The sequence below is a fragment of the Pseudomonas sp. GW456-L12 genome, assembly GCF_059424045.1.
The window spans coordinates 14374-38926 of sequence record NZ_JBWKZA010000013.1; the positions used below are offsets into that span (position 1 = coordinate 14374).

A 24553-nucleotide genomic window follows, 5' to 3' on the forward strand; every position below is an offset into this window, starting at 1 on the left:
ATGGGGGCATTCGACTTCCCCCTGGCCTTGGCGTGATCCCTGCACCCTGTCTTGTACATTCATCACGCCGATGACGAAGGGGGACGCATGACCCCGACGCAACGCAAGAAGCTGGTGGTCGCCCACTCGGTCCATCCGGGGGCCTCGCAGCATGTCGTGGAGACCAATCGCGCGCTGGCCCGCTGGCTGGCGCAGATCCTCGGGTTGCAGTTCGCCGGTGACTACGACCCGCTCGTGCATGGGCAGAGCGAGCTGTACCTGTTGCCGACGCAGACCATCGTCGGCCCCGCCGCGGCCCGGCAATTGCGGCTCAAGGGGCCGGACGACCTGTGGGGCGGGTATGTCGAGCATGACTTTATCTGCACCAAGGCCATTACCCATGGTCTGTTGAACAGGAACGCCGTGGCCCCGCCGGGCTGGGCGCCGCTGTTCTCCCAGCGGGTGCGCAATGTGGTGCTGGACGGCCTGAGCGTGTTTTCCCTGAATGACGCCCGGCCAGCGGCCAGTCATTTGCTTTACAGCGGGCCGATCCGCATGAAACCGATCCATGCCTGCGCCGGTCGCGGCCAGCAGGTGATCGAGAGCCTGGAGCGCTTCGACGAGATGCTGGCGCAACCGGACGTCGCCCGGCAGTTCAATCAAGGCGTGGTCCTGGAGCAGGATCTGCAACAGGTGGCCACCTACAGCGTCGGCCAGTCCTTTATCGCCGGCCACGTCCTCAGTTACTGCGGCCAGCAGTACCTGACCGAAGACTCCGACGGCGAGCAGGTCTACGGCGGTTCCGAGCTGTTGGTGGTGCCAGGTGGCTACCCTGAGTTGCTGGCGCTGCAACTGCCACAGGAAGTGCGCCTGGCGGTGCAGCAGGCGCGGGTTTTCGACGCCGCCGCCGATGAGGCCTATCCCCGATTCTTCGCCTCCCGGCGCAACTACGACATCGCCCAGGGCCTGGACGCCGAAGGCCGGCAGCGCAGCGGCGTACTCGAGCAATCGTGGCGCATGGGCGGTGCCAGCAGCGCCGAAGTGGCGGCTTTGCAGGCCTTTATCGATCATCCGGATATGCGCGCGATTCGTGTGTCCGCGGTGGAAACCTATGTCGACCGGCCCTTGCCGACCGATGCCATCGAGGTCTATCGCGGGCCCGCGGAACACAGTGACTTTCTTCTCAAATATGTAACGGTCCAATCCTATGACGGCTAGAAGCGAAAGCATTCAAATCGACATCGATGACGAGCAGATGCGCGGGACTTTCCTCAGCCCCAAGTCGAAAGTCCCCGGCGTATTGTTTGTCCACGGCTGGGGTGGGAGCCAGGAGCGCGACCTGGAGCGCGCCCGCGGTATCGCCGGGCTGGGTTGCGTGTGCCTGACCTTCGACCTGCGGGGCCATGCCGGCAGCGGCATCCCGCTGAACCGCGTGACCCGCGAAGACAACCTGTGCGACCTGTTGGCGGCCTATGACCGCCTGCTGGCCCATCCGGCCCTCGATACCTCGGCGATCGCCGTGGTGGGCACCAGTTACGGTGGCTACCTGGCGAGCATCCTGACCTCGCTGCGACCGGTGCGCTGGCTGGCATTGCGGGTGCCGGCGCTGTACCGCGACGAAGCCTGGAACAGCCCCAAGCGCGACCTGGACAAGGCCGACCTGCTGGATTACCGCAGCAGCCTGGTGCGTGCCGACAGCAACCGGGCGCTGCATGCCTGTTCGACGTTCACCGGGGATGTGCTGCTGGTGGAATCGGAAAACGACGAGCATGTGCCCCACGCCACGTTCATGAGCTACCGCGCGGCCTGCCAGCAGACCCATTCCATGACCCACCGGATCATCGACGGCGCCGACCATGCCCTGAGCGATCCCGTGTCGCAGCAGGCCTACACCTCGATCCTAGTGGACTGGATCACGGAAATGGTGGTGGGAGAACGCTTGAGCATCATTCAGTCGCGATAGTCGCAAGCGCTGGTTGAATGAGGCGCGCAAGCTCGCTCCTGGAGAGGAACGCGCGCGCGATAGCCTCAGCTGCCTTTGCGCGGATTTTTCTCCACGCGCAACGCCTTGGCCCTGGCCTCCACCACCAGGTACATCAGCAGCGCGATCAGCAGCGGCAGGATGAAGTAGATCGCCCGGTAGGCGATCAACCCGGCCAGCAGGCTGCCGCGGGACACCTCATGTTGCAGCAGGGCGATAAACACTGCCTCCAACACCCCGAGCCCCGCCGGAATATGGGTGATGACCCCGGCGATGCTGCTGATCAGCAGCACCCCGAGCACCACCGGGTAATCGAGCTTGCTGGGCAGCAGGGTAAAGATCACCGCTGCCATCAGCGACCAGTTGAGTGCGCCCAGGGCCAGTTGCAGCAGGGCCATGTGTAACGAGGGCAAGTTGATCTCGACCCCGTGTATCGACCACTCGCGCCGTCGGGAAAACCGACAGGCCGCCAGGTAACCCACGCCCAGCACCAGCAGCAGGACGCCCACGCCCTGCAACGCGCCGTTGCTGAGTTGCCAGCCGGGCGGCAACTTCATCAGGCCACTGGCGAATACCGCGCCGGCCAGGGCCATGTAGCCGAACCAGTTGGTGGCCAGGCTCAGGCCGAGGATCTTGGCGATATTGCCGGTGCTCACCCCGAGCCTGGAATACAGCCGGTAGCGCATGGCGATCCCGCCGACCCAGGCGCTGAGGTTGAGGTTGAAGGCGTAGCTGATGAACCCCACCGGGAGGATCTGCCGCCAGCCGAGGTTCTGCCGGATGTAGGTGCGCCCGATCAGGTCGAAGCAGGCGTAGACCAGGAAACTGGCCAGGGTCAGGCCCGCGGCGATGACCAGGGTGCGCACCTTGAAGTCGGCCAGGGTGCCGAGCACTTCGCTCCAGTCGATGCGCCGGGCCAGCAGGGTGAACAGCACGATCAACAGCAGGAAGAAGGCGATGGTCAGCGGTTTCTTCAGGCGTTGCCAGCGCGACCGGGAGTGCGACGCGGCGGGCGTCGAGCCATGGGCGTCAGTGCGGCTCATGGGGCGACTCCCGCGGGGTGGCGGCCTGGCCGAAGGGTTTCAATTGCGGCTTGTGGGCGGGCAGCCAGCCGGCCCAGGCCGGGAAGTGACGCAGGATGTGAAACACCAGGAAACCCACGGTCAGGCGCCACAAGCGGCCACGCCCGGAGCCCTTGGCCGGCATGGCCTGGCAGTGGTCGCGACTGAGCCGGTCGAGGCGCTCGAACAGGTCGCGATTGAACGCCCGGTCGCGGATCAGCACATTGGCTTCCAGGTTCAGCGACAGGCTCAGCGGGTCGAGATTGCTCGAACCCACGGTGCTCCAGTCGTCGTCTACCAGCGCCACCTTGCCGTGCAGTGGCCGTTCGCAATATTCGTAGATGGTCACGCCGTCCTTGAGCAGGTAGTCATAGAGCATGCGTGCCGCCAGCCTGGCCACCAGCATGTCCGGCTCGCCCTGCAGGATCAGCCGCACCTCGACGCCACGGCGCGCGGCGTTGCGGATTTCGCGCAGCAGCCGATAGCCGGGGAAGAAGTAGGCATTGGCGATCACCACCCGCTGGCGGGCCCCGCGCAGCACCAGGCGGTAGACCTCTTCGATATCGCTGCGGTGCTGGCGGTTGTCGCGATAGACCAGGCGCACCTGGCCGTCATGGTCGGTCAGGGCCAGCTCCGCGCGGCGCTGCCGGCGGCGTTGCCACCAGTAGCGGGCGCGGGCCGGGCGGTCGCCTTGCAGCAGGGCGAAATGGTGGATATCCACCACCGCCGGCCCCTGGATCTCTACCGAATAATCCTGTTTGGCCTGGGGGCCGAAATCGGCCAGGTGATCGGCGGAGAAGTTGATCCCGCCGACAAAGGCGATGGCGCCGTCGACCACCACGATCTTGCGATGCAGGCGGCGGAACCAGTTGGTGCGCACCCCGAAAATCGGCTGCGCCGGGTCGAATATCTGCAAGCGCACCCCGGCATTGCTCATGGCGGCAAGGAACTCGGTGCTCAATTCGCCGCAACCGAAGCCGTCCAGGCTGACGATGACCCGCACGCCACGCTGTGCGGCCTCGATCAGGATACGGTGCAGCTCGTGGCCGACCTTGTCCTCGAAGAGGATGAAGGTCTCCAGCAGGATCTCGTTCTGCGCCTGGCGCAGCACTTCGAATACCCGGGGAAAATACGCCTCGCCATTCTCCAGCAGCACCACCCGGTTGTTGCTGTGCCAACCGTATTCGAGGTCCATCCGTAGCGGCTCCTGGGCCAGCCCCGCGTCAGGCGGGTGGTCCACCGTGGTTTTTTCCAGGGGCATGTCGTTCATAACTCGACCTCGACCGACAGCGGTGCGTGATCGGAGAGATGGGACCAGGGATGGGAGGCCAGGACCTGGGGGCGGTGGATTTTCAGGTGACGCACGTAGATCCGGTCCAGCCGCAGCAGCGGCAGGCGCGCGGGGAAGCTGCGCGCCGGTTTGCCGTGCTGGCTGACAAAGGCCTCCTGCAAGCCACTGGGGGCGAGCTGTGCATCGGCGCGCAGCCGCCAGTCGTTGAAGTCGCCGGCGACGATCAAGGGCGCGTCGGCGGGGAGCTCGGCGATCAGTTGCAGCAGCAGATCCAGCTGTTGCTGGCGATGGCTTTCGCGCAACCCCAGGTGCACGCAAATGGCGTGCACTTCCAGGGCATCGCCGGGCAGGCGCAGCACGCAATGCAACAGGCCGCGGCTCTCGTGCCCGGACAGGGAGATGTCGAGGTTGTCGTAGCGAATGATCTGGAATTTCGAGAGCAGCGCATTGCCGTGGTCGCCGGCCGGGTACACCGCATTGCGTCCATAGGCGAACTGCGGCCAGATGCTGTCGGCGAGGAATTCGTATTGCGGCATGCTCGGCCAATTGTTGTAGCGCTGCGGGTGCTGGTCGTGGGCGCCGTGCACCTCCTGCAGGAACACCACGTCGGCGGCCACGCTGCGCACCGCCTCGCGCAGCTCGGGCAGGATGAAGCGCCGGTTCAGGGCGGTGAAACCCTTGTGGGTATTCACCGTCAGCACCGTGAAGCGGCGCGTGGCGGCGAGCCCGATCCCGGGCGGTATCGGGTTGTTGGCCGACTCGTCATGGCTCATGGCAGCACCCCGGGCGCGGCAGGCTCGCTGGGCGCTGTCGCCAGTGTCTTGTCGAGCCCGAAGCGCTGCAGCAACCGACGGGCGTCGAAGGGCGCGCGGACCTTGAGGTCATTGTCGAAATAACAGAACACCTCCCGGCTCTTGCGCGCCCTGGGTGGGTGCCGGGCGTCGATCAGCCGGGCATCGGCGGGTTGTTTGCCGCTGTGCCAGGCCTCGATCCGGTCGCCCCAGCGCTTCAGGGCCTGGGGTGTATAGCCGCTGGCGTACAGCGCCCTGTCGCCGTGCAGCCGCAGGTAGACGAAATCGCCGGTCAGGTCCTCGCAATAGGGCCACTTGCCGGCGGTGTCGGCCACCACCAGTGCCACGCCGTGCTGGCGCAGCAGATGGGTGAATTCGGGCACGGCAAAGCTTGCGTGGCGAATTTCCACGGCATGGCGCATGGATTTTTTGCCGTAGGCCTTGGTGCTGGCGTGGCCGTTGAGGCGTGGTTCGTGCTGGCGGGCGAGGGCGGCGGCCTGTTCGGTATCGGCGGGCAATTGCTGAAGAAAGGCGCCGAACAGCTCGGCGTCGAACCGAAAGCTTGGGGGAAACTGCCACAGGATCGGCCCGAGCTTGTTCTTGAGCTCCAGCACGCCCGAGGCGAAGAAGTTGGCGATCGGCTTGTGCACATCCCGCAGTCGCAGGATATGGGTGATGTAGCGTGGCGCCTTGACGCTGAACACGAAGTCCTTGGGCGTATCGGCATACCAGTCGGCATAACGCTCGGGGGTCTGCAGCGCGTAGAACGAACCGTTGATTTCGATGCTGTTGACTGCGCGCGAAGCGAATTGCAGCTCGCGCCTCTGCGTCAGCCCCTCGGGGTAGAAATCTCCACGCCAGGGCTTGTAGCGCCAGCCGGAAATACCGATATGAATCGCCGCCATGTCCGCTCCCGTCTTGGGGCCTTCGAACCACCTCTGTCTTTTGATGACTGCCCGGCTGACGGGAAAGTTTCGACCTTCCTACGGACGGTGTTTTCGATCCTCTAGGAGCCGCTCCTGTAGGAGCGCAGCTTGCGCGCGAAGAACGACAACGCGGTGGAGCAGGCATTGCGCGGCGTGGCGTTCGCGGGCAAGCCTCGCTCCTACAGGGGCGCCAATGGTTTAACTGATCGGCATTAGCCGGTCAGGGCTGTGGGCTCAGTGCCCGACCACCACCCGGCTCGACCCCTCGGCCGGCTCGGCGTATACCGGGCCGAGGCGATCCAGGCGGCCGCTCCAGGCGGTCAGGGCCAGGGCGCCCAGTACCACCAGGCCACCGATCCAGGCGGTGTGGATCAACCCCAGGTGGGCGACGATCAGGCCGCCACCCCAGGCGCCGCCGGCGATGCCGAGGTTGAAGGCGGCGATGTTCAGGCCCGAGGCCACGTCTACCGCTTGCGGGGTGTGGTGTTCGGCCTGGCGCACCACGTAGACCTGCAGGCCCGGTACGTTGCCGAAGGCCACGGCGCCCCACACCAGTACGGTGGCCAGCGCCAGCCACGGGTTGCCGGCGGTGAAGGTGAGCAGGAACAGCACGCCGGCCAGCAGGGCGAAGATGATCTTCAAGGCGCTGATCGGGCCGCGCTTGTCCGCCAGCTTGCCGCCCCAGATGTTGCCTACGGCGACCGAGAGGCCGTAGACCAGCAGCACCAGGCTGACGGTGCTGGCGCTGAAGCCGGAAATGTCCTGGAGAATCGGCGCGAGGAAGGTGAAGGCGATGAACGAGCCGCCGTAGCCCACCGCGGTCATGGCGTACACCAGCAGCAGGCGTGGTTGTTTCAGCACTTGCAGTTGTTGCAGCAAGGACGCCGGTTTGCTGTGGGCGATGTTTTTCGGCACGTAGATCAGGCTGCCGATAAAGGCGATCACACCCAGGGCGGATACCGCGAGGAAGGTTTCGCGCCAGCCGAAATGCTGGCCGATAAAGGTCCCCAGCGGCACGCCGGTGACCAGGGCCACCGTCAGGCCGGTGAACATGATGGCAATCGCGCTGGCGGCTTTTTCCTTGGGCACCAGGCTGGTGGCGATGGTCGAGCCGATAGAGAAGAACACGCCATGGGCCAGGCCGGTGACGATGCGCGCCAGGACCAGGGATTCATAGCTGGGCGCTTGCCAGGCCAGCAGGTTGCCGAGGGTGAACAGTACCATCAGCGACAGCAGCAACAGTTTGCGCGGGACCTTGCCGGTCAGCGCGGTGAGCACCGGCGCGCCGACGGCGACACCCAGGGCGTACAGGCTGACCAGCAGCCCGGCGGACGGCAGGCTGACGCCGAGGTCGGCGCCGATGGTGGGTAACAGGCCAACGATGACGAACTCAGTCGTCCCGATGGCGAAGGCGCTGAGGGTCAGCGCGAGCAAGGCAATGGGCATGGCTGCAACTCCGGTGGATTTGACAATGGAGCGCAGTGTCCGGATTTGAATCGTGCGGAAAAATAGCGGTTCCGGTATTTGATATTTGACCTATGGGCAAATATCGAATGACGGCAGGCTTCTGTAGGAGCGAGCTTGCTCGCGATAAGGCCGACGCGATGTACCAGGCCGCCCACGACCCGATATCAGTGGCGAATCAACCGGGTCCGCAGCTCAAGGCTGGCCTGCGGCTCAAGGTCCAGCCAGACATGCGGTTTGCCGGCGATCTCGGCGGCCGCGGGCAGTCCGTCGCGGTACACCAGCCGGCTGCCGGCCAGGGCCGGGACCTTCGGCCCGGGCAGCAAGGTGCCGGCGAGGTTCAGCGGGTCGACGCCACACACCGCGATCAGGCTGCCATCCAGCGGGCGGCGGCGCACTTCGCGCAACAGGGCGATGGCCTCGGGTAGGGCGAACTGCTCGCCGGCCAGGCCGCTGACAAAACGCCCGCCGCGAATTTCGCCGCGGGCCTCCAGCCGATGAAAGGTGCGCAACAGTTCGCGCCAGCTCGGCAGCCAGTCGGCCTCGCGTTCCAGCAGGCGCCAGAACACCACGCCATAACGCCGCAACAGGGTCATGGCGATGTGTTCCAGGGTGGCCGGTGGGGTTGCCTGCCCATGACCGCCGACGCCCTCCGGTACTGGCGACGGACGCCGTAGCAGGGCCCAGCGCCCTGCATCGTCCATGCCGCCGACCACGGCCCCGCGCCCGCGTCGGCCGCTGCGGGCCAGACGCTTGCTGGACGGGGTGATCAAGGCGCGCAGGCCGGCAAAACTGTCGGCATTCACCAGCCCGGCGGCCACCAGTTCCTGCAGGGCGACCTCCAGCTCGGTACGCAGGACATGGGCTTCATGCTGCAGTTCATCGAAGAACAAGGCGCCGTGCTGGCTCAGGGCCTCATGGACCTTCTGCGCCTTGGGCGACAGTTCGCCGCTGTCGGGCTGTGCGCCCAGCCCGCTCCACAGCGCGACCTGGCTGCGCGGCAGCAGCACGATCGGCGTATTGCGCAGGGTCGCGCCGGCTGCTTTGTGCGGGGCGCTGAGCCGGCTCCAGACCACCTTGCCGTTGCGGCACAGCTCATCCAGCCAGGTGGCGGAGTAATCCTTGATCCGCGCTGGCAGCAGGTCGCTGTCCCAGGCGCCGGCCGCGGCGGCATAGCCTTCGAACTGGGCGACCGTCTGCGCCAGCATGGCACTGCCCTGGCCCTGGGTGGCGCTGGACAGGTGCTGCCAGTCGAACAGAAAACGCATCAGGTCCTGCAGCGACACCGGTTCGATTTCCCGGCGCAAGCGTTTGACGGTGTAGCGATGAATCCGCGCCAGCAGATGCCGTTCGCACCACTCCTCCCGGGCCTCGCCGGGGCTGAAGCGGCCGCGCAGCACATAACCTTCGCCTTCCAGCTGCGCCAGGACCTGGGCGACCTCGCTGGCGCTCAGGCCCAGGGGCATGGCGATGCGCTCCAGCGGCAACGGGCCAAAGCCGCTGAGACGGGCTCGAATCACTTCGACCACCGCTTCATCGCGCTGCCATCGCTCATCGAAGCCGGGCGGCGCCTCGAGGAGCGGTTGCAGCAGCGCCTGTGGATAAATCGCCCGCAGGCAGCCCAGGCGCTCGACGGCCAGCCACAGGGCCTGTCCGCCGCCGATCTGCAAGCGGCTGGCGCGCCCGCTGTCCGCCAGGGTTTGCAGCCAGTCGGTCCACCGCGGGTTGGCCTGGGCTTCGTCCTCGCCGATACAGGCCAGGCTCATCAGCGCTTCATGCATTTCGTCCGGGTTGCCGGGGGCGGGCCAGGCTTCCTCGCGCACCGACTGGATGGCCTCGGCATCCAGGGCGCCAAGGTCGTCGCTGGATTCGGGGTCGCTCCAGCGGCGGCTGAGCACGGCCTGGGTGCGGCGCTCTTCCAGCGGTGCGTCGTCGAGGAAGGTGTAGGGCCGGGCGCTGAGGATTTCCGCGGCCAGGGGCGAGGGCGCCGGCAGGTCGCGGCTGATCAGGCGCAGCTCGCCGCGCTCCATGCGCCGCAACAGTGCCAGCCAGCCCTCGCTGTCCATGGCTTCGTGCAGGCAGTCGTCGAGGGTCTGTTCCACCAGCGGATGATCGGGAATCTGCCGTTCGCCGGCGAGATTCTCCAGGCAGGCGATCTGGTCGGGAAACACGCTGGCGATCAGGTCTTCGCTTTTCATCCGCTGGATCTGCGGCGCTACCTTGCGCCCGCCGACAAAGCGCGGCAGCGCCAGGGCCACCCCGGCATTCCAGCGCCAGCGCACGCCGAACAGCGGCGCCTCCAGCACGGCCTGGACCAGGATGTGTTCGGCGCTGTTGCTGTGCAGGTAACGCCAGACGTCGTCGAGTTCGAAACTGTGGCCGGTGGACAGCGACAACACGATGGCGTCTTCGCTGGCGGCGGCCTGCAGTTCGAAGTTGAAGGTGCGGCAGAAGCGCTTGCGCAGCGCCAGGCCCCAGGCGCGGTTGATCCGGCTGCCGAACGGCGTGTGGATGATCAGTTGGGTGCCGCCGGACTCATCGAAAAAACGCTCCATGATCAGCGTGTCCTGGGACGGCAGCGCGCCCAGGCTCTGGCGTGCGCGGGCCAGGTAGTCGACCAGTTGTTCGGCGCTGGCGGCGTCCAGGCCCAGGCTGTCGCCCAGCCAGTCGAGGGCGGGCTGTAGTTGGCCGGGGGTGGCGCCGAGCAACTCGTCGAGCCGGGCCAGCAGGCGCGCCACGGCAAACGACAGTTCGGCGCTGCGCCCGGGGGCTTCGCCGAGCCAGAACGGAATGGTCGGCGGCTGGCCGTGGGCGTCCTCGACCCGCACCCGGCCGGTTTCCACCCGCAGGATGCGGTACGAGGTATTGCCCAGCTGGAACACATCGCCGGCGATGCTTTCCACCGCGAAGTCTTCGTTGACGCTGCCGATATTCAGCGCCTGGGGCTCCAGCAGCACGGCGTAGTCGGCGTTGTCGGGGATGGTGCCGCCGCTGGTCACCGCCGTCAGCTGGCTGCCCCGCCGACCGCGCAGGCTGCGGTTGACGGCGTCGCGATGCAGATAGGCGCTGCGGATGCCCTGGCGCCCGTTGTAACCCTCGGCGAGCATGCGCAGCAGCGCCTGGAAATGCTCTTCGTCGAGTTCGCTATAAGGCGAGGCGCGGCGGATCATCTCCAGCAGCGGCTGCTCCTGCCATTCCTGGTTGCTGACTTCGGCGACGATCTGCTGCGCCAGCACATCCAGCGGCGCCCTGGGGATTTGCAGGGTGTCGAGTTCGCCGCGATGCACGCAGTCGAGCAGGGCGGCGCATTCGATCAGGTCGTCGCGGGTCAGGGCGAACAGGCGACCCTTGGGCGTGCCGCCGACCTGGTGCCCGGAGCGTCCAACCCTTTGCAGAAAGGCCGAGATCGAACGCGGCGAGCCGATCTGGCACACCAGGTCGACATCGCCGATATCGATGCCCAGCTCCAGCGAGGCGGTGGCGATCAGTACTTGCAGGTCGCCGCGCTTGAGACGCTGTTCGGCGTCCAGGCGAAACTCCTTGGCCAGGCTGCCATGGTGGGCGGCCACCGCGTCCTTGCCCAGGCGTTCGCTGAGGTGGCGGCTCAGGCGTTCGGCCAGGCGCCGGGTGTTGACGAACACCAGGGTGGTGCGGTGTTCCCGCGCCAGTTCGGCGATACGTTCGTAGACCCGTTCCCAGACGTCGTTGGCCATCACCGCCGACAGCGGCACGGGCGGCACTTCGATGGCCAGGTCCCGGGGGCGGGCGTGGCCGATGTCGACGATCTCGCAGGGGCGTTCATGGCCGACCAGGAAACGCGACACCGCTTCGATGGGCTTCTGCGTGGCCGACAGGCCGATGCGCGTCAGCGGCTCGGCGCAGAGGGCTTGCAGGCGCTCCAGGCTCAACGCCAGATGGCTGCCGCGTTTGCTGGCGGCGATGGCGTGGATCTCGTCGACTATCACCGTGCGCGTGCTGGCGAGCATTTGCCGGCCGGAGGCCGAGCCCAGCAGCACATACAGCGATTCGGGGGTGGTCACCAGGATATGCGGCGCGCTCTTGCGCATGGCGCTGCGGTCTTTCTGCGGGGTGTCGCCGGTGCGCACCGCGGTGCTGATGCGCAATTGCGGCAGGCCCATGTGTTCGAGTTGCGCGGTGATCCCGGCCAGCGGGTCCTGCAGGTTGATCTGGATATCGTTGCTCAAAGCCTTGAGTGGCGAGACGTAGACCACCAGGGTCTGTTCCGGCAGTGTGCCGCCGTTTTCCAGGCCGCGATGAACCAGCTCGTCGATCACCGCGAGGAAGGCGGTCAGGGTCTTGCCCGAGCCGGTGGGCGCGGCGATCAGCGTCGAGCGGCGCTGGCGGATCAGCGGCCAGGCCCGGGCCTGGGCGGCGGTCGCCGCCGGGAAGCAGCTGTTGAACCAGGCGCTGACCGCGGGATGAAAACCCGGCAGGGCGTTGGCGGGGATCTGGGGAAGGTTCATGCACAACGTTATGCGACCGCCGGAGTGAAGTTGCAAGCCTGCCTTGTCGCCGCTGGCGGCAGCAGCCCTGAAGGGCTGTGTGCTTTGTTGCTCTACACTTTCTCAGTGACGGTTGCGCCGGAAACCCGCAAAATGCAACGATTCTGAGCAATATTCATGGCCAAACCCGCGGGTCTGGCCGATTCAAACCATCGTTCCGAACAGATTGGGCCTGCTGACTCTATGCGAATGCGCCTTATGTTACTGGGCGGCGGAAATGCCCTTGGGCAGGCGCTGATTCGCCTCGGTGCGGAGGAAGACATCGGTTTCCTCGCCCCCCGTCCGCCGCAAGACGGCTGGGATGCCGCGAGCCTGACGCAACTGCTCGACGACACCCGCCCGGATGCCTTGATCAACCTTGCGTACTACTTCGACTGGTTCCAGGCGGAGAGTGTCCCCGAGGCACGCCTGGCTGGCCAGGAACGGGCGGTCGAGCGGCTTTCCGAGCTGTGCCAGCATCACAACATCATTCTTCTGCAGCCTTCCAGCTACCGGGTGTTCGACGGTTCGCGGGCCACGGCCTACAGCGAAAAGGACGAACCGGTACCGCTGGGCCTGCGTGGCCAGGCCTTGTGGCGGATCGAGCAGAATGTGCGCGCCACCTGCCCGCAGCATGTGCTGCTGCGTTTCGGCTGGCTGCTGGACGATAGCGCCGAAGGCACCCTGGGGCGTTTCCTGGCCCGTGCCGAGCAACCCGAAGAGCTGCTGCTGGCCGACGACCGCCGGGGCAACCCGACGCCGGTGGACGATGCCGCCCGGGTGATCATCTCCGTACTCAAGCAACTCGATTGCGCCGCGCCGCTGTGGGGCACTTACCACTACGCCGGCCATGAGGCGACCACGCCGCTGGCGCTGGGCCAGGCGATCCTCACCGAGGCCCGCAGCCTGCATCCGCTGGCCATCGAAGCGCCGACCGCCCAGGCCCACGCCGCCCGGCCGGACGCTGCCGAAGAACCGCAGCACGCGGTGCTGGCCTGCAAAAAAATTCTGCACACTTTCGGGATCAAGCCTCGCGCCTGGCGCGCGGCACTCCCGGCTCTACTGGATAGGTTTTATCGTCATGGCTAATGCCCCAATCTTGATCACCGGCGGTGCCGGCTTCATCGGTTCGCACCTGACCGACGTTTTGCTCGCCAAGGGTTATTCGGTGCGGATCCTCGACGATCTGTCCACGGGTAAACCCGGCAACCTGCCGCTGGACAACCCGCGGGTCGAACTGATCCAAGGCGACGTCGCTGATGCGGCCCTGGTGGCGCGGGCCATGAGCGGCTGCCGCGCGGTGGCGCACCTGGCGGCGGTCGCTTCGGTACAGGCTTCGGTGGACGACCCGGTGCGTACCCACCAGAGCAACTTCATCGGCACCCTCAACGTCTGCGAAGCCATGCGCCAGGCTGGCGTCAAGCGCGTGCTGTTTGCTTCCAGCGCGGCAGTTTATGGCAACAATGGCGAGGGCGAATCGATCGACGAAGACACGCCCAAGGCACCACTGACGCCCTATGCGTCGGACAAGCTGGCCAGCGAGTACTACTTCGATTTCTATCGCCGCCAGCATGGGCTGGAGCCGGCGATCTTCCGCTTCTTCAACATCTTCGGGCCGCGCCAGGATCCATCCTCGCCGTACTCCGGGGTCATCAGCATCTTTTGCGAGCGCGCGCAGAAAGGCCTGCCGATTACCGTATTTGGCGATGGCGAGCAAACCCGCGATTTCGTCTATGTCGAAGACCTGGTGAACGTGTTGGCACAGTCTCTGGAAGCACCGCAACTGGAAGTCGGCGCGGTCAATGTCGGCCTGAACCAGGCCACTACCCTCAAGCAGTTGCTCGAGGCCCTGGGCGAGGTGGTAGGGCAGTTGCCATCGATCAGCTACGGCCCGGCGCGCTCCGGGGACATTCGCCATTCGCGGGCGAACAACCAGCGCTTGTTGCAGCGCTTCAAGCTCCCCGAACCGACGCCGATGAGCGTCGGGCTGGCACGTTTGCTGGGCCGCTGAGCTTTCCCCGGCGATGAAAAAAGGCGCCTTTGCAGGCGCCTTTTTTTGTCTGGCCGATTTAGAACTTGTAGCCCAGGCCGACCATGTAGACCCATGGATCGACGTCCACGTCGACCTTGGCCCGGGTGCCGCCGGCGACCGCGTTGTTGTTCACGTAGGCGGTGGTGTCGATGTCGACGTAGCGCACCTGGGCGTTGATCATCACGTTGTCGGTCAGCATGTAGTCGGCACCGACCTGCCAGGCCAGGCCCCAGGAGTTCTTCGCCCGGAAGTTGTCGAAACCGGCGGCGCTGGCGCGGCTGCCGACGTGTTCGTCATAGATCCAGGTGTAGTTGATGCCGGCACCGACGTAAGGCTGGAAGGCGGCCTTGTGGTCCAGCGGGTAGTACACGACGCTCAGGGTCGGCGGCAGGTGCTTGAGAGTACCGAGCTTGCCGTTGGCGGCGTCCAGCGCGGTGCCCTTGAGCTTGACGTCATGCTCGAACGGGGTGGCCGCGAGCAGTTCGATACCGACGTTGTTGGTCAGCATGTAGGCGAAGTTCAGGCCCAGCTGGGTGTCGCTGCTCATGGTCGCCTTGCCGCCGAGGTTGGCGCCGGCCAATGGACCGCGGTCGACCTTGACGTCGCCGCTGTCGGCTTTCGGATTGACGGTGATGGCACCGGCGCGAACGATGATGTCGCCGGCTTCGTGGGCGTGGGCGATCGGGGCGGCGAGCGCGAGCGCGAACAGGGAGGCGCTGAGCAGGGACTTGTGCATGGGAGCTCCAAAGGACGATTCGAGTTGGCTAGGTCCAATGGTAAGGATCGTCAAGGAACAGGCTTTGACTCAGCTCAATGAAAACCGGATCAGCGTGGAGGCAGGGGAACTGCGGGTGTTGTGTACGCTGTGCAACTGATCGCGGGCAAACGTGCGGCTACAGGGAACTGTGCTGTTTTGTGGGCGCAGGCTTGCTTGCGATGAGGTCATGAATGGCACTGCGAAAAACGCGGTTTCACTCCTGCAATTCGTACACGTAAATTTTCTCTGCCTCCATTTGGTAACCCGCGTCGGCGATGTCGCTGGTGGACGCCTTGACCTGCATCGGCCCCTCGATCCAGTACGGCTGATACAGCTCGTCGAGCTTCACGCCGACGGCGCTTTTCACATGCACGATCTGGTTCGACGGCGGTGGCGGCACGTGGATGCAGGCACCGAAATACGGCACCAGCAGAAACTCCGTGGTGCGGCCTTCCTCGCTGACTTCCAGCGGCACGATGTAGCCGGGCAGGCGCACCGACAGGCCGTCCAGGCTCTGCACCACCGGAGCGTTGGGCATGTCCTGCTTGGCCGCCGGGGCGGACTCGGCGGCCAGGGCGTCGCTCATCTGCGACAGGTCGTGCAGCGGCTGCATGTTCGGCACCTCCGCCGGCGCGTCCGGCGGGATCATTTCCGACCAGGCCAGGTCACGGGGGTCGGCGGCCCATAGCGGCAGGGCGACCAGCATCAACAGTGCAAGCAGGGCACGGGGCATGCCGGAGCTCCTCATAACCAGAAGTTCCTCATAAACGGATGGACAGGCCATCGGCCAGCGATTGTCGGTAGGCGCGCCAGGCGGGCACGCTGCCCATCAGCAGGGCGGCGATCAGGATACCGCCGAGCAGCGTCCACTCATACTCGCTTGGCCAGGACAGCGGCAGGTACAGGCCGTAGCTCGACTGCACATAACCCTGGGCCAGGGCGATGCCCAGGTACAGCAGGCCCAGCCCGGCGAGCACACCGGACAGCGCCAGGGCGAAGGCTTCCAGCACCAGCAAGGTCGCGATATGCCAAGGCCGGGCGCCGACCGAACGTAGGATCGCCATCTCCCGGCGGCGCTCGTTGAGGCTGGTGAGGATCGCCGTGAGCATACCGATCAGGCCGGTCAGCACCACGAACAGCGACACCACGAACAAGGCCTTTTCCGCGGTGCCCATCAGGCTCCACAGCTCCTGCAGGGCGACCCCGGGCAAGATCGCCAGCATCGGTTCGCCGCGGTATTCATTGATCTCGCGCTGCACCGCGAAGGTGGCGATCTTGCTGTTCAGGCCGAGCATGAAGGCAGTGATCGCTTGCGGCGTCAGGTCCATGTTGCGCGCCTGGTCGGCGCTGATGCGGCCGCTGCCCTGGGCCGGCACGCCGTTGTGCCAGTCGATATGGATCGCCTCCATGCCACCGAGGCTGATGTGCAGCGTGCGGTCCACCGGGGTGCCGGTGCGCTTGAGGATGCCGACCACGGTGAAGGGTTTGTCGTCATGCTTGACCAGGCTGATGGCCGCCACGCCGTGGGCCAGCACCAGCTTGTCGCCGAGCTTGTAATGCAGGGCCTCGGCGACTTCGGCGCCCAGCACCACTTCGAACGGATCGCTGGCGAACTCGCGGCCGCTGGCCAGTTGCAGGTTCTGCTGGTGGCCGTACTGGTAATGCTCGAAGTAGGCCGCGGTGGTGCCCATCACCCGGTAGCCGCGATGGGAGTCACCGAGGGAAATCGGGATCGCCCATTTCACTTTCGGGCTGTTGGCGAAGTGTTCGAAGCTGTCCCAGCGAATGTTGTTGGTGGCGTTGCCGATGCGGAACACCGAGTACAGCAGCAGGTTCACCGAACCGGAGCGGGCGCCGACGATCAGGTCGGTACCGCTGATGGTGCTGGCGAAGCTGGCGCGGGCTTCGGTGCGCACCCGTTCCACCGCCAGCAGCAGGCAGACCGACAGGGCGATGGCGAAGGCGGTGAGGATCGCGGTGAAGCGGCGGTTAGCCAGGCTGGCCATGGCTAGACGGAACAGATACATCTCAGACCTCCGCGGGCGTGGCGGCGCGATTGAGTTCGGCCAGCGACAGGTTGCGATCGAACAGCGGCGCCAGGCTCTGGTCGTGGCTGACGAACAGCAGGCTGGCCCCGGCCTCGCGGCATTCGGCGAACAACAGGCGGATAAAGGCTTCGCGGGCGTCGTAGTCCAGTGCCGAGGTGGGTTCGTCGGCGATCACCAGTTCCGGCTGGCCGATCAGCGCGCGGGCGGCGGCGACCCGTTGTTGCTGGCCAATGGACAGCGAGTCGGCGCGGCGACCGAGCAGGCCGGGGTCTTTAAGCCCCAGGTGGGCGAGCAGGGTGGCGGCTGCCTGGTCGACACTGCCGTGGCGCTGTACGGCGCGGCTGGCGCGCAATTTGGAGAAGTGGCAGGGCAACTCGACGTTCTCGCGTACCGAGAGAAACGGCAGCAGGTTGAACTGCTGGAAAATGTAGCCGGTGTGATCGACCCGGAAGCGGTCGCGGGCGCCGGCGGAGAGTTCGGTCAGCTCCTGGCCCAGCAGGCGGATGCTGCCGCGGCCGGGTTTCTGCACGCCGCCGAGCAGGCCGAGCAGGGTGGTCTTGCCGCTGCCGCTGGGGCCCTTGAGGAACAGCGTTTCACCCGCTTCCAGGCGAAAGGCTGGGATATCCAGCAACTGCGGATGGCCGGGCCAGCTGAAGCCCAGGTCGGACAGTTGGATCAGTGCTTGGGTCATGGGCGATGGTTCGTCGGTTGATTCATATTTGTAGGAGCGAGCTTGCTCGCGATAACGGTCATCCGGTTGGCATCATCTGTCGGCTATGACATCGCCATCGCGAGCAAGCTCGCTCCTACAGGGGACGTGATCAGAACTTCAGGCTGGCGGCCTTGGAGGTCGCTTCCACGCCTTGCTGGCCACTTGGCGAGATGAGTTGTACCTGAATTTTCTGAGTGGCGGGGAAGGTCTTGAACACGCCGGCCAGGTCCAGGTTCTTCAGCGCGCCCGGCGTGGCACAGGTGAACTGGTAATGCGCATGGATCTCGCTGTGCTCGTGGTGATGCTCGTGGCCGCCGGCACTCTTCGCGTCGTCATGGTCTTCGTCGTGATCTTCGGGCTTGTCGCCGAACAGCGGGCTTTCCAGTTCCTGTTGCGTCACCACGCAACCGGCGGCGGGCGGCAGGCTGAACAGCGCCAGCGGTTTTTCCAGCTGGGCGCGCACGGCGGCGACCTTGGCCTTGTCCGCGTCGGTGCTGGCGGCGTGCTCGAAGCCCACCAGGTTCATCGCCGGGCTTTCCAGTTCCAGCTCCAGGGTCTGGCCGTCCAGTGCCGCATTCAGGCGGGCCACGCCATGCTCGTGAGCACCGAGGCTGCCGTGCTCATGGTCGTGGTCGTGTTTTTCGGCCGCGTGAGCGATGGCCAGGGGCAACAGGGCGAACGGCAGGGCGAGCAGCAGACGACGCATGGCAAGTCTCCGGGAGCGAACATGAAAATAATGTTATGTAATCTTATAACGGAAGTGGCGAGAGTTTGACCGCCTGCTTGGCGTTGCGCAAGACGCATGGGAGCATGCTCGTCAGAAAATTTCGGGAGCAGAGCGATGGTGCGGATTCGTGGAAGCATCGGCGAATGGCCGGTGGATTTGACCCTGGAACTGGACGGGGCCGACTGGGATCAGTTGAGTGCCCGACTGGGGACGCCGTTGCAGGCGGCCAAAGCCGAAAGCGGCGCGCCTGTGGCCAAGCCGGCGAGCCAGGACGATGCGCTGTGGCAGATCACCCAGGACCTGCTGCGCAAGGCCGGGCAATTGAGCGGCCCGGATCTTTTGGAACAACTGGAAGGCCTGACCGGCAGCGCCGCGGCGGGCAAGCGGCTGTTGGTGCGTTTGCGCCATAGCGCACAGGTCAAGGTGGTGAGCGGCGGTGATACGCCACTCTACAGCTGGATCGAGTAGGCGAGGAAGGAGCGGGCTCGCCCTTGGTCGGGGCGAGCCGGCTTGCGATCCAGCCGTGAATCAGTACAGCGCGGCGAACAGCTTGCGACGGTAGGTGGTCACCAGCGGGTGGTCGTTGCCCAGCAGCTCGAACACTTGCAGCAAGGTCTTGTGCGGCAGGCCTTCGTTGTAGCTGCGGTTGCGGATGAACAACTTGAGCAGGGCATCCAGCGCCGCGTCGTACTGCTGGCGCGCCAGTTGCTGGATGGCCAGCTGATACACCGCCTCGTCATCCTGCGGGTCCTGCGCCAGGCGGCTTTTCAGCTCGGCACTGTCCGGCAGGTCGGCAGCCTGCTTGAGGAAGGTGATCTGCGCCTTGGCCCCGGCCAGCGCCGCCTTGTGTTCATCGCCGGTGACCGCGTCGAGTACGGTCTGGGCTTCGCCCAGTTCGCCGCGTTCGGCCAGGCAGCGGGCGTAGAGGATCAAGGCCTTGGCGTTGCTGTTGTCTTCACCCAGCAGCACTTTGAGCGTGGCTTCGGCATCGGCGATGCGCCCTTCGGCGAACAGCGCTTCAGCCAGCTCCAGCGGGTCGGCGGCCTTGGGCGGCGGCATCTGCACATGGGGTTCGAGCATGGCGCGCACCGCGGATTCCGGTTGCGCCCCGGCAAAACCGTCCACCGGCTGACCGTCCTTGAACAGCACCACGGTCGGCAGGCTGCGAATGCCGAAGCGGGCAACGATGTCCTGCTCGATATCGCAGTTGACCTTGGCCAGCAGCAGTTCGCCCTGATAGCTCTCGGCGATCTGTTGCAGCATCGGCATCAGCGCCTTGCAGGGCGCGCACCATTCGGCCCAGAAATCCACCAGCACCGGCTTGTGGAACGAGTTCTCGATCACCGACTGGTCGAAGTCGGCGGTGCTGGCGTCGAAAATGTACGGTGTGTCCTGACTCATGGGGGATCTCGAAGAACGTGAATGGGCCAACTATAAGGCTTGGCGGGGGGCGGCTGAAAGCGGGGTATCGGGTGGCCGGTAGATTGTTTCGCGGGCAAGCCTCGCTCCTGCAGATGCTGCTGGACGTTGCTCGATAGAGCACAAGGTGATTTGTCCTTCATCAATCGCGCTGCGCGTGATACAGGCTCACTTCGCGGAACTCCCAGGGCTCGGCCAGATCCGGTAGGGTCAGGGCGTGGAGCATTTCCAGGCGTTGGTATAGCGGATGTTGGAAGTCCTTGACCCGGGAGTCCGCCACCAGTGCCTGGCGTCCGCGGCTAAGGAATTCATCCAGCAGCGGCAGGTTGGCGCGGTCGTAGAGCACGTCGGCTACCAGGATCAGGTCGAAGCGATCCGCTTGCGCGAAAAAGTCCGTGGAGTAACCCAGTTCAACCCCGTTGAGCGCCGCATTCGCCTTGCAGGCGGCAATGGCCAGCGGGTCGAGGTCGCAGGCCACCACTTCCAGCGCGCCGGCTTTCAGCGCCGCGATACCGGCCACGCCGGAGCCGGCGCCGAAATCCAGGACCCGCTTGCCTTGCACCCACTGCGGGCGCTCGGCCAGATAGCGCGCCAGGGCCAGGCCGCTGGCCCAGCAGAAACTCCAGTACGGCGGTTCGTGGAGAATTCGCCGGGTTTCTTCCGGGGTGAAGGCGCGGTCCATGTTGTCGGCATCGATCAACCACAGCTTCAGCTCGGTGTCCGGCAGTTCGCAGGCCACCAGTTGGGCGTCGCCCAGCAGTTCGCTCAGGGCGCGTTGCAGGTCGAGCGGTGGGGTCATGGTGCTTTGACGAATTGCAGCTGGCCCACAGCCTGGGTAGTCGGCTGGGTGATGAGTTGCGCCGGCAGGTGCAGGATCAACTGGCCGGACTGGCTGGCGCGGCCGCGCAGTTCAACGCGGGCGCCTACCGGGAAGACATCGGGATTGAAGCGCAGGCGAAACGGTAGGACCTTGTTGTTGCCGATCAGGTTGCTGCTGGCCAGCAAACGTTGCGGCCGGCCGCGCTCGTCGATCACCAGCAGCGCCAGTTCCACCTCGGCACCGCTCGGTACGCCCTGCAGGGTGCCGCTCAGTTCACGCTGATAGGCCGGCAGGGGGCCGAGGTCAGTGGATTCCTGGGCTTTTTTCACACTCTGCTGGGGCGGCACGGTGGAGGCGGCCGGTTTCGGGGCGTCGCTGCTGCAAGCGACCAGCAGGCTGAAAAGGCTGAGCAAAACGAGCGGTCGTAGTGGCATGCGAAGCTCCAACAAGGCGAAATTCCATGTGCAAAACATAATAGTCGGTCTGTATACCGTAAAGGCTATGGCTTGTCTTGCCAGTGGGATGCGCTACCATGGCCCTCCCTTTTTTTGTTGCCTGCCACCATGCACTGTCCCTTCTGCGGTGCCAACGACACCAAGGTCATCGACTCGCGTCTGGTCGCCGAAGGCGAACAGGTGCGCCGCCGGCGTGAATGCCTGGCCTGCGGTGAGCGTTTCACCACTTTCGAAACCGCCGAACTGGTTTTGCCGCGCCTGATCAAGACTGACGGCAGCCGCCAGCCCTTCGACGAAGAAAAACTCCGCGCTGGCATGCAGCGTGCCCTGGAAAAGCGTCCGGTCAGCGTCGAGCGCCTGGAAGCCGCGCTGGTGCATATCAAGCACAAGCTGCGCGCCACCGGCGAGCGCGAGGTCAAGTCCCTGGTCGTCGGCGAACTGGTGATGGCCGAGCTGCAAAAGCTCGATGAAGTGGCCTATATCCGCTTCGCCTCGGTCTACCGGCGCTTCCAGGATCTCAACGAATTCCGCGAAGAGATCGACCGTCTCGCCCGCGAGCCGGGCAAAGAATGAACACCTCCAGCGAACAGGCGGTGCTCGACGCCCACTATATGGCGCGCGCCCTGGAGCTGGCCGCAAAAGGCCGCTTCAGCACTCATCCCAACCCCCGAGTCGGTTGCGTGATCGTGCGCGACGGCCAGGTTGTCGGCGAAGGCTGGCATGTGCGGGCCGGCGAGCCCCATGCCGAAGTCCACGCCCTGCGTGCCGCCGGTGCCAACGCCCGCGGCGCCACCGCTTACGTGACCCTCGAGCCCTGCAGCCATCACGGTCGTACACCGCCGTGCGCCGATGCCCTGGTGGATGCCGGCGTGGCGCGGGTCGTGGCGGCGATGCAGGACCCCAACCCGGAAGTCGCCGGCCGTGGCTTGCAGCGCCTGGCCCAGGCCGGCATCGCTACCGACAGCGGGGTGATGGAGCAGCAAGCCCGTGCCCTCAACCAGGGTTTCCTCAAGCGCATGGAGCACGGCCTGCCGTTCGTGCGGGTCAAGCTGGCCATGAGCCTGGACGGGCGCACCGCCATGGCCAGTGGCGAAAGCCAGTGGATCACCGGCCCTGCCGCGCGTTCCGCGGTGCAGCGCCTGCGGGCCCAGGCCAGCGTGGTGTTGACCGGTGCCGACACGGTGCTGGCGGACAATGCCCGGCTGACGGTGCGTGCCGAGGAGCTGGGGCTGGATGCGGAACAGACCGCCCTGGCCATGAGCCGTCCACCCTTGCGCGTGTTGATCGACGGCCGCTTGCGGGTGCCGCTCGATGCGCCGTTCTTCAAGGCGGGGCCGGCGCTGGTCGCCACCTGCGCGGCGGTGGAAGAACAGTACGCCAACGGTCCGGAATGCCTGATCGTGCCGGGCGCCGATGGCCAGGTGGACCTGCGTCGGCTGTTGGGCGAGCTGGCTGCCCGCGGCGTCAACGAGGTGCTGGTGGAAGCCGGCCCGCGCCTGGCGGGGGCGTTCGCCCAGCAAGGCCTGGTGGATGAGTACCAGATCTTTGTCGCCGGCAAGTTCCTCGGCTCTACGGCCCGGCCGCTGCTCGACTGGCCGCTGGCGCAGATGAGCGAGGCGCCGCTGCTGAAAATCATTGAAATGCGCGCCGTAGGCGATGACTGGCGAGTCATTGCCATTCCTCTGCCAGCAGCGAGCGTATAATTTCGGGCCTTCGCCACGCGGCGACCCTGTTTTCGAGGAGGACTCCATGTTTACAGGCATCATCGAATCCATCGGCAGCATCCGTGCATTGACCCCCAAGGGCGGCGATGTGCGGGTGTATGTGGAAACCGGCAAGCTCGACCTGGGCGACGTGAAGCTGGGCGACAGCATCGCGGTGAACGGCGTCTGCCTGACCGCGGTGGAACTGCCGGGCGACGGCTTCTGGGCCGACGTCAGCCGCGAGACCCTGGACTGCACCGCTTTCCATCAGTTGAAGGCCGGCAGCCGGGTCAACCTGGAAAAGGCCCTGACCCCGACCACCCGCCTGGGCGGTCACCTGGTCAGCGGCCATGTCGACGGCGTCGGCGAAGTGGTGGCCCGGGAAGAAAATGCCCGCGCCATCCAGTTCCGTATCCGCGCGCCCAAGGATCTGGCCAAGTACATCGCCCACAAGGGCTCGATCACCGTCGATGGCACCAGCCTGACGGTCAACGCGGTCAATGGCGCAGAGTTCGAGCTGACCATCGTCCCGCACACGCTGGCCGAAACCATCATGGCCGACTACCGGCCGGGTCGGCAGGTCAACCTCGAAGTCGACCTGCTTGCGCGTTACCTGGAGCGCCTGCTGCTGGGCGACAAGGCCGCGGAGCCTTCGAGCGGTGGCATCACCGAAAGTTTTCTGGCCGCTAACGGCTACCTCAAATCCTGACTCAAGGGGGTGCCGCGTGGCGCTCAACAGCATCGAAGAACTGGTTGAAGACATCCGCCAAGGCAAGATGGTCATCCTCATGGATGACGAAGACCGCGAGAACGAAGGCGACCTGATCATGGCCGCCGAGTGCTGCAAGGCCGAACACATCAACTTCATGGCCAAGCACGCCCGCGGCCTGATCTGCATGCCGATGAGCCGCGAGCGTTGCGAGCTGCTCAAGCTGCCTTTGATGGCGCCGCGCAACGGTTCCGGGTTCGGCACCAAGTTCACCGTTTCCATCGAGGCCACTACCGGCGTGACCACCGGCATCTCCGCCGCCGACCGCGCACGCACGGTGCAGGCTGCCGCCGCCAAGGACGCCAAGGCCGAAGACATCGTCAGCCCGGGCCACATCTTCCCGCTGATGGCCCAGCCGGGTGGCACCCTGGCCCGCGCCGGCCACACCGAAGCCGCCTGCGACCTGGCGCGCATGGCCGGTTTCGAGCCGAGCGGGGTGATCTGCGAAGTGATGAACGACGACGGCACCATGTCCCGTCGCGCCGAGCTGGAAGCCTTCGCCGCCGAACACAACATCAAGATCGGCACCATCGCCGACCTGATTCACTACCGGATGATCCACGAACGTACCGTTCAGCGGATTGCCGAGCAGCCGCTGGACAGCGAATTGGGCCAGTTCAACCTGGTGACCTACCGTGATTCGGTGGAAGGCGACGTGCACATGGCGCTGACCCTGGGCAACATCTGCGCCGAAGAGCCGACCCTGGTTCGCGTGCACAACATGGACCCGCTGCGCGACCTGCTGATGGTCAAGCAGCCTGGCCGCTGGAGCCTGCGGGCCGCCATGGCCACGGTGGCCGAGGCCGGCAGCGGCGTGGTGCTGTTGCTGGGCCACCCACTGGACGGCGACGTGCTACTGGCGCATATCCGCGAAACGGCCGAGCACGTGCCTGCGAAAAAACCGACCACCTACAGCATCGTCGGTGCCGGTTCGCAGATCCTGCGCGACCTGGGCGTACGCAAAATGCGCCTGATGAGCGCGCCGATGAAATTTAATGCGATATCCGGTTTTGACCTGGAAGTTGTAGAATACGTGCCCTCCGAATAAAAGCCGGTTGTTGCGGGCTTGAAATTCGCGGTTCAAATATCACTAGTGAGCGCGTAGTGAACGCGCTC

23 protein-coding genes are annotated in these 24553 nt (G+C 65.6%); 9 read left to right on the forward strand and 14 right to left on the reverse strand.

Annotation, left to right across the window (positions count from 1 at the left end; all coding sequences use genetic code 11):
- Positions 1 to 87: 87 nt before the first annotated feature.
- Complete coding sequence (locus AC07Y9_RS17510; RefSeq protein WP_102679434.1) at positions 88 to 1197, forward strand: DUF3182 family protein; 1110 nt, start codon at positions 88 to 90, stop codon at positions 1195 to 1197.
- Complete coding sequence (locus tag AC07Y9_RS17515; RefSeq protein ID WP_102679435.1) at positions 1187 to 1942, forward strand: alpha/beta hydrolase family protein; 756 nt, start codon at positions 1187 to 1189, stop codon at positions 1940 to 1942. The genes AC07Y9_RS17510 and AC07Y9_RS17515 overlap by 11 nt, the downstream gene beginning before the upstream one ends.
- A 65-nt stretch (positions 1943 to 2007) precedes the next feature.
- Here the strand turns inward: AC07Y9_RS17515 and AC07Y9_RS17520 are convergent, their stop codons facing one another.
- The 6 genes from AC07Y9_RS17520 to AC07Y9_RS17545 all read right to left on the reverse strand — a co-directional run bounded on the left by AC07Y9_RS17520 (position 2008) and on the right by AC07Y9_RS17545 (position 11977).
- Positions 2008 to 3003, reverse strand: coding sequence for a lysylphosphatidylglycerol synthase domain-containing protein (locus AC07Y9_RS17520; protein ID WP_102679436.1), 996 nt, complete (start codon positions 3001 to 3003; stop codon positions 2008 to 2010).
- Positions 2990 to 4291, reverse strand: a complete 1302-nt coding sequence (gene clsB / locus AC07Y9_RS17525) for a cardiolipin synthase ClsB (RefSeq protein ID WP_102679437.1) — start codon at positions 4289 to 4291, stop codon at positions 2990 to 2992. Before clsB ends, AC07Y9_RS17520 begins: the two co-directional genes overlap by 14 nt.
- A complete protein-coding gene (locus AC07Y9_RS17530; protein WP_102679438.1) occupies positions 4288 to 5085 on the reverse strand; it encodes an endonuclease/exonuclease/phosphatase family protein in 798 nt (265 codons plus the stop codon). The genes clsB and AC07Y9_RS17530 overlap by 4 nt, the downstream gene beginning before the upstream one ends.
- Positions 5082 to 6008 carry a DUF72 domain-containing protein gene (locus AC07Y9_RS17535; protein WP_102679439.1) on the reverse strand — a complete coding sequence of 309 codons (927 nt, stop codon included), beginning with the start codon at positions 6006 to 6008 and terminating at the stop codon, positions 5082 to 5084. Before AC07Y9_RS17535 ends, AC07Y9_RS17530 begins: the two co-directional genes overlap by 4 nt.
- 255 nt (positions 6009 to 6263) lie before the next feature.
- Positions 6264 to 7475 (reverse strand): MFS transporter, encoded by a 1212-nt coding sequence (locus AC07Y9_RS17540; RefSeq protein ID WP_102679440.1) that lies wholly within the window; start codon positions 7473 to 7475, stop codon positions 6264 to 6266.
- 185 nt (positions 7476 to 7660) lie between these two features.
- A complete protein-coding gene (locus AC07Y9_RS17545) occupies positions 7661 to 11977 on the reverse strand; it encodes a DEAD/DEAH box helicase (RefSeq protein WP_102679441.1) in 4317 nt (1438 codons plus the stop codon).
- 222 nt (positions 11978 to 12199) lie between these two features.
- Between AC07Y9_RS17545 and AC07Y9_RS17550 the strand changes: the two genes are divergently transcribed.
- Positions 12200 to 13084, forward strand: a complete 885-nt coding sequence (locus AC07Y9_RS17550) for a sugar nucleotide-binding protein (RefSeq protein WP_037034303.1) — start codon at positions 12200 to 12202, stop codon at positions 13082 to 13084.
- Positions 13077 to 14006 carry an NAD-dependent epimerase/dehydratase family protein gene (locus AC07Y9_RS17555; RefSeq protein ID WP_102679442.1) on the forward strand — a complete coding sequence of 310 codons (930 nt, stop codon included), beginning with the start codon at positions 13077 to 13079 and terminating at the stop codon, positions 14004 to 14006. The genes AC07Y9_RS17550 and AC07Y9_RS17555 overlap by 8 nt, the downstream gene beginning before the upstream one ends.
- Before the next feature lie 58 nt (positions 14007 to 14064).
- On the opposite strand, the gene AC07Y9_RS17560 is transcribed toward AC07Y9_RS17555, so the two are convergent.
- The 5 genes from AC07Y9_RS17560 to AC07Y9_RS17580 all read right to left on the reverse strand — a co-directional run bounded on the left by AC07Y9_RS17560 (position 14065) and on the right by AC07Y9_RS17580 (position 18250).
- Positions 14065 to 14763 carry an OmpW/AlkL family protein gene (locus tag AC07Y9_RS17560; protein WP_087092695.1) on the reverse strand — a complete coding sequence of 233 codons (699 nt, stop codon included), beginning with the start codon at positions 14761 to 14763 and terminating at the stop codon, positions 14065 to 14067.
- 235 nt (positions 14764 to 14998) lie between these two features.
- A complete protein-coding gene (locus AC07Y9_RS17565; protein ID WP_102679443.1) occupies positions 14999 to 15517 on the reverse strand; it encodes a DUF3299 domain-containing protein in 519 nt (172 codons plus the stop codon).
- 28 nt (positions 15518 to 15545) lie between these two features.
- On the reverse strand, positions 15546 to 16811 hold the full coding sequence (locus AC07Y9_RS17570) for an ABC transporter permease (protein ID WP_007924141.1): 1266 nt from the start codon (positions 16809 to 16811) through the stop codon (positions 15546 to 15548).
- Between the two features lies 1 nt (position 16812).
- Complete coding sequence (locus AC07Y9_RS17575; protein WP_087091861.1) at positions 16813 to 17523, reverse strand: ABC transporter ATP-binding protein; 711 nt, start codon at positions 17521 to 17523, stop codon at positions 16813 to 16815.
- Positions 17524 to 17653: 130 nt separating this feature from the next.
- The gene (locus AC07Y9_RS17580; RefSeq protein ID WP_102679444.1) at positions 17654 to 18250 is read right to left on the reverse strand and encodes a DUF2796 domain-containing protein; all 597 of its coding nucleotides are present in this window, start codon (positions 18248 to 18250) and stop codon (positions 17654 to 17656) included.
- Positions 18251 to 18385: 135 nt separating this feature from the next.
- Between AC07Y9_RS17580 and AC07Y9_RS17585 the strand changes: the two genes are divergently transcribed.
- Positions 18386 to 18739, forward strand: a complete 354-nt coding sequence (locus AC07Y9_RS17585; protein ID WP_102679445.1) for a hypothetical protein — start codon at positions 18386 to 18388, stop codon at positions 18737 to 18739.
- 60 nt (positions 18740 to 18799) lie between these two features.
- Here AC07Y9_RS17585 and trxA read toward each other — a convergent pair whose 3' ends face one another.
- The 3 genes from trxA to AC07Y9_RS17600 form a co-directional block, all read right to left on the reverse strand.
- Complete coding sequence (gene trxA, locus AC07Y9_RS17590; RefSeq protein ID WP_007924137.1) at positions 18800 to 19672, reverse strand: thioredoxin; 873 nt, start codon at positions 19670 to 19672, stop codon at positions 18800 to 18802.
- Between the two features lie 160 nt (positions 19673 to 19832).
- On the reverse strand, positions 19833 to 20489 hold the full coding sequence (locus AC07Y9_RS17595; RefSeq protein ID WP_087091865.1) for a class I SAM-dependent methyltransferase: 657 nt from the start codon (positions 20487 to 20489) through the stop codon (positions 19833 to 19835).
- Positions 20486 to 20944 (reverse strand): hypothetical protein, encoded by a 459-nt coding sequence (locus tag AC07Y9_RS17600; protein ID WP_087091866.1) that lies wholly within the window; start codon positions 20942 to 20944, stop codon positions 20486 to 20488. The genes AC07Y9_RS17595 and AC07Y9_RS17600 overlap by 4 nt, the downstream gene beginning before the upstream one ends.
- 129 nt (positions 20945 to 21073) lie before the next feature.
- On the opposite strand from AC07Y9_RS17600, the gene nrdR reads away from it, so the two are divergent.
- Genes nrdR through ribBA form a run of 4 tightly spaced genes read left to right on the forward strand, consistent with a single transcriptional unit; the run spans position 21074 to position 24485 of the window.
- A complete protein-coding gene (gene nrdR / locus AC07Y9_RS17605; RefSeq protein ID WP_007924133.1) occupies positions 21074 to 21538 on the forward strand; it encodes a transcriptional regulator NrdR in 465 nt (154 codons plus the stop codon).
- The gene (gene ribD, locus AC07Y9_RS17610) at positions 21535 to 22668 is read left to right on the forward strand and encodes a bifunctional diaminohydroxyphosphoribosylaminopyrimidine deaminase/5-amino-6-(5-phosphoribosylamino)uracil reductase RibD (RefSeq protein ID WP_087091867.1); all 1134 of its coding nucleotides are present in this window, start codon (positions 21535 to 21537) and stop codon (positions 22666 to 22668) included. The genes nrdR and ribD overlap by 4 nt, the downstream gene beginning before the upstream one ends.
- A 46-nt stretch (positions 22669 to 22714) precedes the next feature.
- Positions 22715 to 23377, forward strand: a complete 663-nt coding sequence (locus AC07Y9_RS17615; protein WP_007924128.1) for a riboflavin synthase — start codon at positions 22715 to 22717, stop codon at positions 23375 to 23377.
- Between the two features lie 16 nt (positions 23378 to 23393).
- Positions 23394 to 24485: a bifunctional 3,4-dihydroxy-2-butanone-4-phosphate synthase/GTP cyclohydrolase II gene (gene ribBA / locus AC07Y9_RS17620; protein ID WP_007924126.1), complete on the forward strand. Its 1092-nt coding sequence runs from the start codon at positions 23394 to 23396 to the stop codon at positions 24483 to 24485.
- The last annotated feature ends 68 nt before the right edge of the window (positions 24486 to 24553 follow it).